Origin of the sequence: Secundilactobacillus yichangensis, from assembly GCF_016861565.1 — a bacterium.
In the GTDB taxonomy this organism is placed as follows: Bacteria; Bacillota; Bacilli; order Lactobacillales; family Lactobacillaceae; genus Secundilactobacillus; species Secundilactobacillus yichangensis.
The window spans coordinates 168073-183371 of sequence record NZ_BOLK01000001.1 but is presented as its reverse complement, the minus strand read 5'-3'; the positions used below and the strand labels follow the sequence as shown (position 1 = coordinate 183371).

The window sequence follows — 15299 nt, the reverse complement described above, 5'->3', positions numbered from 1 at the left end:
ATCACTGTAAAAGGATCGAAAGCAATCATGCTTTCGATCCTTTTATTAGTCGTTTTTAAGCTGTCGCTTACCGCTGGATTGCATGTTAAACTATAGTCACGATAATTTTTCAATAAGGAGGGACTTAAAGTGTCAGATACAGTATTGATCACTGGTGCTAACAAGGGCATCGGTTTTGAAATTGCCCGCCAGCTGGGGCAAAAGGGCTGGACAATCCTGTTAGGCGCCCGGAACAAAGAACGGGGATTAGCAGCAGTTAAGCAGTTGCAAACGGAAGGTATTACCGTTGCATGGGTTCCAATCGATCTCAATGACCTGGCAACCATTCACGCGGCAGCCGATAAAATTGCTAACGTTCACCCCGAATTAAAGGTGTTAGTCAATAATGCCGGTATTCCCGGTGATATGGACGCTGAGCCGCTTGCTACCAAGACGGCAGATTTAAAAGCAACCTTAGACGTTAATGTGATTGGTAACTTTGAACTGATCAAAACGTTTACGCCAATTTTGGAGCGCAATCACGGCCGCATTATTAACATGACGATTCCAGCATCTGGCAACCGATTCTTTCATCCCTTTGCATACTGCACCAGTAAATCAGCATTGAACCAAATGACGAAAATGTTCGGCGAAAGCTTCAAATCACAGCACATCCCAGTGGAAATCTTCGGTGCGGTTCCAGGAGGTGTCTCAACCGACCTGAATAACCACATGGATAACCGCTTCATGCGTTCCGTTGAAGACGGCGCGGGTTCAGTGGTTAAATTAATTCTCGATAATCATCACCATCAGGGAAAAACAGTTATGCGGTTTGGTGGTTTGAAACTAGTTAAAAAGGTGATTACAGGACATTAGTTGTTATTAATACTGTAAAAAAGACAGGCAGATTCTTCTAATCAGCGAAGAATCAGCCTGTCTTTTACGTAATACCAAGTCAAATCTTATTCAAATGATAATTTAATAAATTAAACTATTGCGTATTGAATTAATATGGTGCATAATGGTTACAATTAGTAAGTAAGTAAAAGTATTCTATTAGCAGATGAAATGTGTTACAATAAGTCGAATTTGATTTATTATTAGTTTAGTAGGCATATAGACGGGGCGTAATCACATAAGGGAAATGCAAGGATATTCCTGTGCAAAGGGGGAGGAATTCACCATGAAAAAGGCAGTTTTACTCGTTACAATTACCACTGGGATGATGTTAACTTTAGCACCAGTTGTATCAAAGGCTGATACAACCGCTAACAGTGATTCTTCAGGAACAACCACTTATAACACTTTAGCAGACACACCAAAGGAAGTTCATATTCCAAAAGTCCACAAGGAATTCAAGTCAGAACCAACCAAGACGACCGTGAAGCAGACGTTACCTCAAACCAGTGAAAGTACTAATATAACGCTGGTCTTTACTGGGATCGCGATGTTAGGACTAGGTACGGCGTTGCCGTGGAAGTTAAGAACTAAACAAACAAATTAAACCGTTACATTATAGCTAGACAAAATACCTATCAAAGTCAGGACACAATTGGCGTAGATCACCGCGTCCTTTCCGCGATAGTTTTTTTGATGTCATCTTATAGACAATCTTTATTTAAGAAATGGTGGTTACAAATGTTCAAGAAAGTATCGCAATCAATCCGTCGCATCCCATTGCAAAATTGGCTGGTGTTGATCTTATTAGCAGTTTCAATATTCGGGTTTACGGAAAGTTCACCCATCTTTAAAACCAATCAATGGGATGACACTAACGTCAGCTTCACAATGGGCAGGGGCTGGATCAGCGGTCTCTGGCCGTACCGTGATCTGTTCGAACAACGGGGTCCAATCATGTATGCCATTTACGCATTGGCTGCTAAGATTTCGTTTAACAACTTTTTGGGCCTTTTTGTGATTGAATCAGCGTTGCTGTTTGCGGGCTTCTTTGTGTTGCTTAAATTAGCAGAATTAGCTGGCTTTAAGCAGAGTAAGTACACGGTGGCGTTCTTCGGTCTGGCATTATTCTATGGGTCAAACGTCTTTGGTTTTGGCGGTAGTCCGGAAGAACTGGTCTTTCCCTTAACTGCCTGGTTCATTTACAACGTTTTAAGGGACTTTCAACATGACCAATTCCCCAAAGTATCGACTATGCTGATCAATGGGATACTATTTTCAATTGTCTTTTGGATTAAATTCTCACTGATCGGCTATTTTGTGGGGTACTACGTGGCATATGGCCTGTACCTGTTATTCAAACGGTGCTTCAAGAATTTCTTCAAGATTCTATCGCTGTCACTGATTGGCTTTGCTATTCCCAGCGTCATCATCATTGCGGTGTTTGCTGCCGGTCATGCCTCAAACGCGCTTTTTAAAGTCTACTTTGTGACCAACCTGACAATGTACGGTAACACGATTTCTGCAGCCGGCAAATTCTTCACGATTTTCAAATCAATGGGTGGTGATCTGATCAGTCATCCGTTCACCGCTGCCATGATTGTCATCTGGCTGCTGATCCTGAGCACGCAGTTTAGGAAAAAAGCTCATGTTTTCTATATCTTCGCTTCAATGATTGGCCTGCAATTTCTGACGGTTTATCTCTCAGGTAATACCCAGTGGTATTATTTGCTCGCTGCGGTCACTTTCGTAGCAGTTCTGTTGCCTAATTCGTTAGGCTTCTTGATTAATAATTTCAATCTAAAAATCGGTAAAATCAACTTTACTCGACTAGATGTTCTGATGATTATCATCGGCTTCTTGTTATTAAACGGAGGCAATACCAATTTACGAACCGCGCTGTTTAAGGGGCAGCAAATCAATCCGGTGGCGTCCGTCAAGTTCGGTGAGTACATGCGTGAACATTATACCGGCAGTAAACCAACGCTGATCGAATATAACTGAATTGATTCAGGTTTCTTCTTACAAGCACGGACGTTACCGACAACGCGTTATTTTGAACAAACCAACTTTCCGTACAAAACGTTCCCATACTCTTATGATTCTCAGCTGAACACGATCAAGCACCGAAAAGTTCAATTTGTGGCCATTCGTTCCAACGAGCAGCGTGATTTTCGAAACCAGCTGCTGATCAAAAAGCCACAGCTATTTACACAAATTGTGTGGTACGACGTTTCCAATGCCCGCCATACCGCATATGTACCAAAGGTGCTCATGAAAAATTACCGGATGGTTAAGACGGTATACACCTCGGCGAATGGGGAGCAGATTACAGCTTTGCTTTTCCAAGTCAGATCACATCCGTTAAACTCACTGAACAGTCTCGAAAAGAAACTTGCGGGTGACTAAGTAAAAATAATCCAAAAAACCAGGTTCCCTAATAAAGGAGATCTGGCTTTTCTAATATCATGAGATAAACGCTTATTTCTTCAAGAAATCCTGTGCCCACCAGCCAAAGATAGGGCTAAATCCAAGGCTGATAAGAACAATAAGTAATTCAGAAAGATAATCGATGGACAGGGTATGATCAAAAATATAGCTGATAGCAAGCTGCAAAACAATCAACATGAGATTCATGTATACTGCAAACGTAATGGTGAACAGCCAAAAGATATAATTACCTTTGCCCCATTTGGGATGATTGCCAAAGTGAACAAATAGGTAAGAACCTATAATGCCAAACCGATGCCGTATCCGTCTTAAATAGTGTAAATCCTGCGAATCTGCCTGAAATTTTGACATAAGGTCTTGATCCCCCTTTAATAGCGTGTCCAGTGAAATGTTGTAAAGATCACTGATTTTAATAAGGGTCGGTATGTCAGGATAATTATTGCCATTTTCCCAGTTTGAAATGGCTTGCCGGGTGACGTTCAGTAATTCAGCCGCTTGCTGCTGAGTTAATCCCAATGATTTGCGTTGTGCCTTTAACTTATCCTTTAACATCCTAATCCTCATCTCTATTATTCATTCATTGATGCTATTATACTAGCAAGTAGTCGTTACAGCACGACAGGGTTTCTTGCATCCGCGTTAGATGGGGGATTCTGGTAGTTGCGGACGGTATTGATTATGCTGCGTGAAGACCATTTAAAATCCGTCATCTTGTAAAATAATGGGGCATTGGTATACTAACTTTGAAAGGGGGATTAACGAAATGAAATTAAAAAGATTAATCATCACAGGGTTTGGTCTAGCTTTAGGGTTGGCAGGCTTTGCTGGCGCCGCTAATGCTGCAACTAAAACGCCAATTATGAACGGCCCTCAAGTAATCACAAAGACAGTGAAAGTCGGTAAAGTAACCATTCCGGCTAATACACGAGTATCCGTCTCTGGTTTTACTAAGAAGGGTAACAAGCAATACGTATCGGTTGCTTTAGATAGTTTAACCTATCAGCTTAGACACGTCACAAAGGCAACCAGTATTATCGTTCGCGTTAACCATAACTTTAAGTCGTCCAAGTACACCGCAATGGATCAGTTATCAAGAATGACTAAGGGCAAAACGTTTAGCAGTGAGGCGAGTTATCATCAAGCTCCAGCCATCATGTTTACGGCCAACCAGTACGTGGAATACTTTAGTTCAGGCAATGTTAACAAGAAGCCACTTTCTTCAACTAAAGTCACCAAGGTGAGAAAAAGCGGCAATACCACTTACTTGTATGCTAAGAAAAACATGCTGAAACTACCTGATAAACGCGTTAGTAAGAAGGGTAATTATCAGTACCGCTTAACGATCCACTACAACGGTGCTAAGGAAGATGGTATTTTTCCTTATGCTAGCTACTCAGTGGGCTCGACTTATTTCTACACACCAACGGGCAAGGCCTAAGCACCATTCATCAAATCAGTTAAGTCTCTTTGTTTAGTGTCCTAACCATAGCGGTTAAGGCGTTTTTCTTCAGCCTAAAACTAGCTTTTCTTTTGGTGTTTCAAAGCTAGGGATATGAGCTCCACAATCGCGAAAAATATAACTGAGCCGAGCATTTCGTGAATGTGAGAAAGGGGGTATTTCCAAAGGTAAAGGTGTCCACTAGTAAATAAATCATAAGCACCTTTTCCAATCGTAGCCACAATTAGTAGCGCTAATATGATTGAAGAATCGAACAGAACTTCATTTAGGTACTTTTGCCACATCAATGAATCCTCCAGTTATTAATGATTTAGTCTGGTTAAGACAGTCATCCTGTACACCATGCCGGTTTTGAGTGCTTCCATAATTAACATATCATACAAAATTGTTTGGAGGAAGACGGATGTTGTCACTAATATTCATTTTTTAAACAAATACAAGCGAAAATTCATTTCCGTCTCCGTCTGAACCAAGTATGACATTGATGTAATAGTTATCTTAATAATGCACTAAGCTTGCATTTTAAGGGATCAATAATCAGAATAATAGTGTTAGAATTTAAATAACTAATCAGGGGATTTGCATTAGGCTTCGGCCAAAAAGGAGTGTATTTCGATAATGAAATCTAGTTTGAAGAAATCTTTGTATGTTGGTTTAACAGCTGCATCAATGTTTGGCGCAGCAGGCTTGGCCAGCACAACTGCCAGTGCCAAATCTGGCGCTTACATTGTTAAAACGTCCTACTTTAAGACGGCTCCAGAATCACGTAACGTTGCACCGAATGGTGATAATGCTTTGTACACCAAAGTGGGAACTTCTAAGGGTGCCCGCGTGGTTGCCTCAAAGGCTACGATGAACAAGTTATCATCTTCAAATAAGTCATCGGACTATTTCCGTGCATACGCAATCGTAACAACTAACCGCGGTTCCGTTTACTACAAGATCGTTTCATTTGATGGCAAGTACCGCGGCTGGATCTACGGCGGTAAAAATGTTGGTCGTTTCTCCGGCGGACTTCAAGCTGCTGACACCACCGAGAAGGCTGATATGCCAACTGTAACAACTGGCTACACTTTGGCTAATCCTTCTAAGTACACACTCTGGAACAACCCTCAATACACACAATATAAAGCTTCCAAGGTAAAGGGCTTCAGCAATACTGATACCTTTACAATTACCGGCGCTGAAACTAAGAGCCGTGAAGGTTGGGTATACTACCAAGTTAAGGATGACCAGAACCCATCAATCACTGGCTGGATTTACAGCTCAGGCGTCCAAGCACCACAGAGCCAGAACGCCGTGAAGATCAGCTACATTGATAAGTCCACTGGCAAAGAAGTTGGTACTGGTTCCGTACCATTTGATAAGAGTGCAACCACGGCTAACCTCACAACTGGCGCTAACTATACCAGTGTCGTTAACGGTATTCCTTCAGGCTACGTTGCTTATACCAGTGGTGCAGCATCGTTTGTTAACCAATCAGCTGCTGCTTCAGCTAAAAGCAATGATACTGTTGCCTTCTACGTTTCCAAGAACAGCGCTTCTGACGGGGCAATGATGTCAATCAGAGCTTATACGATGAACGGTGATCCGATAACTTTGACCGCTACTGACAGCACCACCCTTGATGCTGCAGGCCGCAATTACGACTTCCAAGTTGCCAAGGGACAGCCACTGTCAAGCAGTCAAGTTAGCTATATTCTTGATAGTGTCAGCCTGAAGAATCTTACTGCTCAAAATGGTCAGAAATACACGTTTGATCACGCCGATCCAGTAGATGGCAGTCAAACACAAACGGGCTTTGTTAACGTTAAGGCTTATTATCGAGCTAACTAATGCTGATCCGCATATGTGACAAGATGAAAACAGATCAACACTTAAGGAGGTCGGTGTAATGAAAAAAGTTATTGGCAGCCTGATTTTGGGAATTGCTGCAGTTGGTGTCGGCTTTGCTTCACAAAATACCACAACCGCAAAAGCTGCATACCGAACTATTAAGACTACCAGTTATGCAAGTACTACTCCGGCGTATCACGCTAAGAGTCTCACCACGTCGACGTATATGTGGAACAGTACGCATACCAAAAAGTTGCATAATTTAAAGAACTATCCGCGGACCACTTGGTACCTTCAAAAGAGTGTTAAACTCACTAATGGGAAGAAAACGGCAATTTACTATTATCTCAAGAACAAAAGTAAATCGGCCAGTGGTTACGTTTGGCATGGATATTTGGCTAAAGGGACTAACGGCAACACCGATCCTAATCCAAGTGCAACACTAGCCACCCGTACATCTAATGCAACACTGCAAAACCAAATGCGGACCTTATTCCCAGGGACAGTCCACTCAACAACGCTGGATAAATTTGCTAACGAAGACTTAACCGACTCGGTTCTTCAAGACGGTACGTTAACGCAGCAAATTCAAAAGGCCTTAAACGTGCATGACGTTTATACAATTAAGGTTAAGGGCCTTACTGCACCAGTAACGCTTGCTAAGATTAAGACTCAATTAAGTCGTAGCACCAGCGTCCGAAAGAATGAAGAAGTGATTAAGTACAATGCAGGCACTCACTTAAGCAATTTTGATAGCTGGTATATTGGTACCAACATCGTTTCATCTGCGGGAGAGGACAATCCTTTGGCTGAAGTTATTTTAGCCAAGTAAAATTGAATAGCACCAAACTTCCGTAAACTAAAGGGGCTCTGACAGCAATGTCAGAGCCCCTTTTGCAACCAGTTAATTACCGATACCTACGAAACCTAAATCTTCGAATTTAAAAACTCAGTCAAAATCACTCTTGTTTTCATCATCTTCATGCCATAAGCTTATTTTAAAGAGTAGGGGTGAACACCATGAAAACCATTCTGATCGTTGAAGATAGCAATGACATGCAGGGGTTGTTAACCAGTATGCTGTCATCAGAATACCAAGTTATTAGTGCTTATTCAGGCACTGAGGGCTTACTGCTATTTAAAAAGTATCCAGTAGCATTGATTCTGTTAGACCGCTTATTACCTGGTAAAAGCGGAGATGAGGTCCTGCAAATTATTCGACAGACGTCGCAAGTGCCGATCATCATGCTAACTGCATTAGATGATACCACAGACATTGCTGATTTACTGGTAGCTGGGGCTAATGATTACGTGACGAAACCATTTGATATTAACGTGTTAAAAGCGCGAATTATGGTACAGTTGCGACACACAGGGGCTGATGTAAATGATGAACAGCCAATCACTTATCAACAATTAACGCTGTACCCACAGGAGTTCGTAGTTAAAAAGGGGACTGCAAGCTGCCCGCTGAAGAAAAAAGAATGTGCAATCTTAACCTTGCTGTTTATGAACCCACGGCAAATTTTTACCCGAGAACAACTTTACGAACAAGTTTGGCAAACACCTTATATGGGTGATGAGAATACGATCAACGTTCACCTTAGTAATTTGCGCAATAAGTTATCTAAACTGGATCCAGACCGTGCCTATATTAAAACCATCTGGGGGATCGGGGTACGCTTAGCATGATACCATTAGCAATTATCCTGGTTATTCTACTTGCTGTTTTGGTCTATTTATTGCTGATAGTGATGGATCTCCGAACTTTGATTACCCAGTTAAAATTCATCAACCAGCACACCACGAATCAACAGTTGAAAGTCAAAACTCGCAACCCAGCGGTCGTGGCTTTGACCCAGCAAATCAATCACATGATTGCCAAACAGCAAGCCACCCATCAGCATTCAGTTCAAACCCAGCAACAGTTAGATCTGGCGATTCATAACATTTCGCATGACTTGAGGACGCCGTTAACGGTTGCCAGCGGATACTCGCAGTTGTTATTGACAAATGAAAATCTGCCGGAAACTGAGCACGGACAGGTCAGTAAGCTAAATCAAAACCTGCAGACGTTGTCGAAGCACCTTAATCTGTTATTGCTGTATAACCGACTACTAGAAAATCGGATCACGATCACCCCCAAGCAGTTAAATCTGTCAAAACTGCTGACCCAGACTTGTTTGAATTACTATGATGCATTGCAACGAAAGCAAATTATGACGGATTTAAAGATTGAGCCAAACATCATGTGGCAACTGGATGAAGAAGCAACCACCCGAATTTTGCAGAATATCCTTGGCAATATTTTGGATCATGGCTATCAAAAAGCGACCATCGAACTCAAACACGTCGATCAAGGCGTTCAGCTGACAGCAACTAATCAGTTAACGACGCCCATCAAGAACTTTGATCGGCTGCTAGACCGGTTTTACACTGAAGACCTGTCTCATCGCGAACAAAATGCCGGGTTAGGGCTTTACATTATTGCGGAACTATCACGGATGCAGGGCGGTCAAGTTAGGTTGAATACCAAGAATCTGCGATTTCAGATTCAAGTAACCTTTAAAATAGCTAATCAGCCAAAGAAGGATGGGGCGTAATAATGAATTACCCCACAATAGTTAGACCAAAAATCTAACTATTGTGGGGTAATTTTTATATCGAGTTCAAAATTAAAATCGTAAAAAAATACAGCATGGCGGGTCAATTTGACATGATTTAACAACTTATTAGTGTCATTCGTTACATCAAAGCAGTTAATCGTGGCACTCGCCAAAAAATTAAAATATTAGGAATATAGTAAACATGTTCCAAATACCCATGAGGCCTTCATCCGTTTTGGAGTAAAAAGGGGATAGTTTAATTTTGACACGGCTAAAAATCAATCACGTCACTAAGTCAATTGGCAACAGAAATATTTTGCGTATTGATAATTTACGTTTTGGAAACAATGGTATTTATGGATTAATAGGTCCTAACGGTGCCGGCAAAACGACATTGCTTAAGTGTATCTGTGGGCTACTGGTCACAAATACTGGTGACATTAGCATCGATAACTTGGTGCTAAATCGGGATACCCGCACAGACTTCCTGAAGAAAATTGGTTCGGTTTTTGCACAGTCTGATAGCCTTTTTGATCTGTCTATTAAAGAACTGCTTGACGAACACTACTTCTTCTTTGGACTTACTGCACCACAAAAATGGTCGCCAATTTTAGAAAATGTTGGCTTGAACGTATCTGAAAACCAAATGATAGGTAACTTGTCGCTGGGTATGCGCCAACGGCTATTACTAGCAGTAGCCATTTCTCATAAGCCCGAAATCTTGATTCTTGATGAACCTTTTAATGGTTTGGATCCTGACGGTGTTGTTTTAACCAAAGATCTGATCAAACAGCACTCTCAAGACAAGATTGTTATTATAACCAGCCATTCGTTCGCTGACTTAAATGGCATCATTACGGATGCTGTTGTGATGGCGGATGGGCAAACCAGCTATCTCAAAAGTATCACCGAAATTAATGGAGAATTTCCCGATGGATTAATGGGCTTTTACCACAGTTTTATTAACCGTACGGTGTCGTTAAATTAAAACCAATTATTAAGGTTAGGAGGTTCTGATAATGGAATATTTCAACTATGAGTTTTCACGTATGAAGAAGATATTACTACCCATAGGTTTAACAACTGGGGGTTTACAACTACTATTTCTATCTTTTTTTGCAATAGTGGGCAAGTTTGACACAGAAGATGGCAACAGTATGCTAACGCACTATAATGCTGTACTCGCCCTAGCAACCATTGGAACAATGTGTGTGCTGGCAATTTACGTGACTGTACTAGCTGGCCGATATTTAGTTCATGACTACGTTGGCATGAATAAAAGCAAAACATATTTACTGCCAATTAGCCGTAAGGAGCTCTTTTATACCAAAACCAAAGCATTTTCTGCATCTATAAGTTTAGCAATGGCTGTTGGGCTATTAATATCAAATCTGGCTTTTATGATTATGGATACCGTCATACCTCTAACTAGGGATCAGTCGTTTACACACATTCTCAATATTATAGTGTCAACGATTGTTTGTATTTGCTTAACGCTAGCAGTTGTCCTTTTTTCTAGTTTTATCGGCATTAAGCTTGATTCAACAGTAAAAGGCATTATAGCCAGCATTATTTTTGTGGTGTTCCTTTCAAATTTAGCTGCAATTGCACTAATGTCGTATGAATTCGTATCACTACTGATTGCAGTTGCACTAATTGTAATTGCCACCATGATCTGCATCAGTATGGGGAATGAAATTGATAAGAGTGAGGCACTTTAGTGTTTGAAGTAGCGTGTCATATTAGGTGCAGATACGCCTTTATATAAATTAAAGAAGAAGCTACCCAGAAAATAACGGGTTGCTTCTTAGTTTACGTTTAGTAAAATAATGCTTACCAGATAATTGCTTCCTTCGGTCCACTGTTTATATAACCCGTTGTATTTAGCGACAATTCGTTTGATATTTCTCGTACCAAGTCCGTCAGATTTACGTTTACGACGTGTGACGGCTTCTTCAGGATTGTAGTGATTCTTAATGTCGATCAGAAGCTTATCTTGAAATTGTTTAATAACTAAAGAAACTGCAGCATCGGTTGGATTTGGCAATCTTTTTGATGCCTCCAAGGCGTTATCAATTAAATTACCAATTAACACTGCTAGGATATCTTTATTGACGTTGATTTGCTCGGATAGAAGTACTTTGATTTCAAATTTAATATTTGCTTGCCTGGCTAATTCGTGTTTATCATTCAGCAGGTAATTCAAAATCATATCACGGGTATAGAATTTTTGACGAACATCAAGTTGATCGGTTGATTCTTGTAGATAAGCTTTAGCTTCATTAATTTGACTGTGTTCCAGAAGGCCACGAAGAACTATTAATTTATTCTTCAGATCGTGTCGAATGGAAGCTAACTTTACCTGCGACTTTTTTAAATTCGCAATATACTTCAGTTCATAGGAAAGAGACTTATTTTGCAATGTAATTTGATTTAATTTTCGAAGTTGCTTGGTGAAACTGCTATACAAGTAAAGAATACAAAGGTTCATGTAGAGAACACCCAATGCTACTAGCAGTACGAAGTAAGTTGACTGAATCGTAACATTAACCTTAGCCAGCAGAAAACTAAACAAAACAATAATGGATATTACCGGAATGGAAGTTAAGGCAACCAACGAAGGCCAACTCAAAGATTCAAGGATAAGATGATGTCGGAAAAAGATTAGCTTAAGTGCTAAAAATATCAAAATTTCAATCGTCATCGTAATACTTGTGGTGATAATGACAAACAATAGATTCTTCGCATCATATTGAGGAGATAGTAATGCATCAAAAACAGCTAGGGAAATTGATTCACTGATAAAGTTAATTGCCAATAGAATTACCATCCAGAAAAACAGATCTCTTTTGGACACATCATACTGGCTGGCAATCGTCACCATTGCGATTAGTGTCACCAGGATATTAATGAACGGTTCAATACTGTCGGATGTAAAAAATGCAGCTAGTGAAACGATACTAGCTAACCCTAAAAGGATTAAAATGCGTTTAATTGATAGCCGACTAGTTACTGACCAACTCGAAAAAAAGAAGTTGAGTAAAAAGATGTAAACCAAAAAACTCAATAATCGGATTACAGTATCGATCATAATTTACTCCTCATTTTCATAATAATTGCGTCTTTTGCAGGTGTTTTAAATTTCCGACTAATAGGTATTTTCATTGATTCAGAATCTGTCGTTAAAATAATGTGATTCGTTCCAACCTCTTTAATGTAATTAATATTTACAATGTAAGAGGTATGAACTTGTACGAAGTTATCGTTTAATTTTTGCAGTAGTTCTGGTGTCGACATAATAGTTTGAAAGGTCTGCTGTACCGTATGGATAATTACGGTACGTTTTTGTTTTTCAAAGTAAACGATTTCTGCAAATCTTAGATTATACTCAATTCGTTTATATGTGAACGAGAAATAGGTGTCATCTAAATCCAAATATTTGATGATTTTTTTGATAACTGGGAATAGTTTTTCTTTCGTTACCGGTTTTAAAATGTAGTCGAATGTTTGAACTTGGAAAACATCTTCCATGTATTCACTGAAATTAGTCAGGAAAACGATTGGCACATTTAAATCGTGCTTACGAATTTCTTTCGCAATATCGATCCCTGACGATGTTGGTAATTCAATATCAAGAATAAAGAAGTCATATTGGTTTGATTGCAACGATGAAATTAGCTTTTCTGCGGTAAAGAAAACAGATACGTCAAACAGTGTGGGATTATACGCTTCAAGCGTTCGCTCAATTTCTCCGGTCATTTCTGGAGCGTCATCACAAATTGCTACTCGAATCATCCCATCATCTCCCCAAAAAATTACTAATACTGCTGTAATTTCATGAACTCAGTCATTACGTACACTACAATAGTGTTTAACATAACCTGATAATAGTTTCTCCGTATTTATTGTGTCAAGGATAGCCAGAAAATTGCGTGAGTTTTCAAATTAGTTTAATTAGGCACGCATCTCCACATGTTACCATATATAAAAATGGTCTGATCCCCGTTGAACGCAGGAATCAGACCATTTTTTCAAATCTCTTCTTTGTAGTACTTCAACAAGGCCTCATCCGCTTCAGTCGTTTACAAGTTGCGCTTTCTAAAAGACTTTCTAAAAGATAAGAAGGCTAATACCAAACAAACAATAATGGTCCCGAATCCGGCCAAAAGCAACTGATTCATTTGACCGGATGTGTAGTGGGCAAAATAGGCAGAATCAACGTTGTTTTGAAAACTAAAATACTTCAGCCAATGCTGCTTGGTAAAAATCTCTGTCAAAATTGTAATGATCAACGGGAAAATAATGGTCGTCACCACAGCAGTAATCGTTGAAAAGAAGAGGTACATGACTAACGTTGAGATGGCAAAAATGGCACTGAGTTCTAGTAATTGAATACTTGAGGTTTGAAGTAATTTGATTAAGAAATGACCGGTGATTTTACCGAAGCCGTTCTTAAAACCGCCGGCTAGAAAGATAAACAGGTAATAGAAAATCACCTGACAAGCCGAGATCAGCAGGAAGATAACATACTTGGAAATAAAGTAGTTAAGCCGCGTCATGCCACTGCTAAGCGGATTTTGATAAATCTGTCTCGAGAATTCGAAACCAATCGTCATGATAAACAACGGCAAAATAAAGTAAATCAGTGCACTAGTTTCACTAGACATCGCTTTAACACATTGGACGCCGGTCCAGACAACTCTTTGATTAGCTGCCTGAAAATTGGAAAGGGCATCAGAGCCACCGCCGATAATACCAATTGTTGACGTCAGGATACTAATGGTCGCAACGATGATCATCAGAATTTGGGTGATGTAAAATCCCTTAGAATGAAATAAACGATACATATCAGCCCGTGCCATGTTAAGCATTTGGAGTCACCTCGTTTTCAGCGACAATTGTTTTGAAGTAGTTTTCAAGGTTAATGTGCTCACGGACGATAGTAGTGACACTGACAGTAGCGGCCACGAGCATTTCTACCAATGCCGCGTTATCCAGCGACAAATCATAGATATTCAGCGTCTGCTGATCGATGACTTTGAAATCTTCAATTCCCATCTTATTAAGCACTGTAGCTGCCAGCTGAGGCTGATCAACTTGCAGTTTGATGTATTCGCGGCTTTTAGCATCAAACTCGTCTTTAGTGAGTTCTTTAATAATCGTTCCATGATCAATAATGCCAAAGCGAGTCGCCATTTGGTAAAGTTCTTCTAGAATATGACTGGAAATGAGAATCGTCATGCCCTGAGTCTGATTGAGTTTCACCAGTAAGTTACGGAAATCAGCAATGGCAATGGGATCCAAACCGTTAATAGGTTCATCCAGAATCAAGAAGTCTGGTTTATTAAGTAGGGCGATTGCCAAACCTAACTTTTGTTTCATGCCTAACGAGAAATCCTTAAACTTCTTCTTACCGGTATCAGTAAGCCCCACGAACTTCAGCGCGTCATCAATAGCATCTTTATCGACGATGCCTTTGATTTTGCAGTAGTAAGTCAGATTCTGCCGAGCTGTTAACTGATTATTGGCAACGGGAGTCTCAATAACGCTGCCGGTTCGTTTCAGTTGTTTGGTGTAATCTTTGCCCGAGGTTGCGCCGAACAGTGTGATGTTACCTTCATTTGGATAAAGCAACTGGACAATTGTTTTTAAAATTGTCGTTTTCCCAGCACCGTTTCTACCAATTAAACCGTAAATATCACCCGGTTGAATGGTTAAATTAACGTGATTTAGAGCCCGCTGTTTGCCAAAGGTTTTGGTGATGTTTTGCAGTTGTAAGATTGCTGCCATGATTATCATCCCCTAACACTTTTAGAATAATGGCTTAATGTTAATAGATTATTAATTGAAATCTTAAATGTTTATTAATTAGTAAATAAAGTATATGTATGAAATGGCTACTTAATTGCAGTGCCTTTCGGACATGTACTAGCGTTATACTCAGATTGCCACAGAATATCTGAGAAATTAATTTTCGCTATTGTATTGTACAAATTCTGGAGTCTATCCTTGTGACTGCGCCTTTGCTAGTAACACTTGCGTGACGGCAGCAAGGCATTCTTGCTAGTATT

Annotated in this window: 16 protein-coding genes; 11 read left to right on the top strand and 5 right to left on the bottom strand. The window is 40.1% G+C overall.

Annotation, left to right across the window (positions count from 1 at the left end):
- The first annotated feature begins 129 nt into the window (after positions 1-129).
- The 4 genes from JUE95_RS00830 to JUE95_RS00815 all read left to right on the top strand — a co-directional run bounded on the left by JUE95_RS00830 (position 130) and on the right by JUE95_RS00815 (position 3285).
- Positions 130-855: an SDR family NAD(P)-dependent oxidoreductase gene (locus tag JUE95_RS00830; RefSeq protein WP_203648487.1), complete on the top strand. Its 726-nt coding sequence runs from the start codon at positions 130-132 to the stop codon at positions 853-855.
- Between the two features lie 307 nt (positions 856-1162).
- Entirely contained in the window at positions 1163-1483 is a 321-nt protein-coding gene (locus tag JUE95_RS00825; RefSeq protein ID WP_203648486.1) for an LPXTG cell wall anchor domain-containing protein, read from the top strand.
- Between the two features lie 134 nt (positions 1484-1617).
- Positions 1618-2880, top strand: a complete 1263-nt coding sequence (locus tag JUE95_RS00820; RefSeq protein WP_203648485.1) for a hypothetical protein — start codon at positions 1618-1620, stop codon at positions 2878-2880.
- Between the two features lie 138 nt (positions 2881-3018).
- Positions 3019-3285: a hypothetical protein gene (locus tag JUE95_RS00815; RefSeq protein ID WP_203648483.1), complete on the top strand. Its 267-nt coding sequence runs from the start codon at positions 3019-3021 to the stop codon at positions 3283-3285.
- A gap of 72 nt (positions 3286-3357) precedes the next feature.
- Here JUE95_RS00815 and JUE95_RS00810 read toward each other — a convergent pair whose 3' ends face one another.
- Complete coding sequence (locus JUE95_RS00810) at positions 3358-3879, bottom strand: helix-turn-helix domain-containing protein (protein WP_203648480.1); 522 nt, start codon at positions 3877-3879, stop codon at positions 3358-3360.
- Positions 3880-4090: 211 nt separating this feature from the next.
- On the opposite strand from JUE95_RS00810, the gene JUE95_RS00805 reads away from it, so the two are divergent.
- The 7 genes from JUE95_RS00805 to JUE95_RS00775 all read left to right on the top strand — a co-directional run bounded on the left by JUE95_RS00805 (position 4091) and on the right by JUE95_RS00775 (position 10949).
- Positions 4091-4765 carry a hypothetical protein gene (locus JUE95_RS00805; RefSeq protein WP_203648479.1) on the top strand — a complete coding sequence of 225 codons (675 nt, stop codon included), beginning with the start codon at positions 4091-4093 and terminating at the stop codon, positions 4763-4765.
- A 639-nt stretch (positions 4766-5404) separates the two neighbouring features.
- Positions 5405-6622: an S-layer protein gene (locus tag JUE95_RS00800; RefSeq protein WP_203648477.1), complete on the top strand. Its 1218-nt coding sequence runs from the start codon at positions 5405-5407 to the stop codon at positions 6620-6622.
- A gap of 58 nt (positions 6623-6680) precedes the next feature.
- On the top strand, positions 6681-7454 hold the full coding sequence (locus JUE95_RS00795) for a hypothetical protein (RefSeq protein WP_203648475.1): 774 nt from the start codon (positions 6681-6683) through the stop codon (positions 7452-7454).
- Positions 7455-7642: 188 nt separating this feature from the next.
- Entirely contained in the window at positions 7643-8314 is a 672-nt protein-coding gene (locus JUE95_RS00790) for a response regulator transcription factor (RefSeq protein WP_203648473.1), read from the top strand.
- Positions 8311-9225 carry a sensor histidine kinase gene (locus JUE95_RS00785; RefSeq protein ID WP_203648472.1) on the top strand — a complete coding sequence of 305 codons (915 nt, stop codon included), beginning with the start codon at positions 8311-8313 and terminating at the stop codon, positions 9223-9225. Before JUE95_RS00790 ends, JUE95_RS00785 begins: the two co-directional genes overlap by 4 nt.
- 265 nt (positions 9226-9490) lie before the next feature.
- Positions 9491-10216 (top strand): ABC transporter ATP-binding protein, encoded by a 726-nt coding sequence (locus JUE95_RS00780; protein ID WP_203648470.1) that lies wholly within the window; start codon positions 9491-9493, stop codon positions 10214-10216.
- 31 nt (positions 10217-10247) lie between these two features.
- A complete protein-coding gene (locus JUE95_RS00775) occupies positions 10248-10949 on the top strand; it encodes a hypothetical protein (protein ID WP_203648468.1) in 702 nt (233 codons plus the stop codon).
- An 86-nt stretch (positions 10950-11035) separates the two neighbouring features.
- On the opposite strand, the gene JUE95_RS00770 is transcribed toward JUE95_RS00775, so the two are convergent.
- The 4 genes from JUE95_RS00770 to JUE95_RS00755 all read right to left on the bottom strand — a co-directional run bounded on the left by JUE95_RS00770 (position 11036) and on the right by JUE95_RS00755 (position 15018).
- Positions 11036-12319, bottom strand: coding sequence for a sensor histidine kinase (locus JUE95_RS00770; RefSeq protein WP_203648466.1), 1284 nt, complete (start codon positions 12317-12319; stop codon positions 11036-11038).
- Complete coding sequence (locus tag JUE95_RS00765) at positions 12316-13023, bottom strand: LytR/AlgR family response regulator transcription factor (protein ID WP_203648464.1); 708 nt, start codon at positions 13021-13023, stop codon at positions 12316-12318. Before JUE95_RS00765 ends, JUE95_RS00770 begins: the two co-directional genes overlap by 4 nt.
- Before the next feature lie 287 nt (positions 13024-13310).
- Positions 13311-14099 (bottom strand): hypothetical protein, encoded by a 789-nt coding sequence (locus JUE95_RS00760; protein ID WP_203648463.1) that lies wholly within the window; start codon positions 14097-14099, stop codon positions 13311-13313.
- The gene (locus tag JUE95_RS00755; RefSeq protein ID WP_203648461.1) at positions 14092-15018 is read right to left on the bottom strand and encodes an ABC transporter ATP-binding protein; all 927 of its coding nucleotides are present in this window, start codon (positions 15016-15018) and stop codon (positions 14092-14094) included. The genes JUE95_RS00760 and JUE95_RS00755 overlap by 8 nt, the downstream gene beginning before the upstream one ends.
- Between the last annotated feature and the right edge of the window lie 281 nt (positions 15019-15299).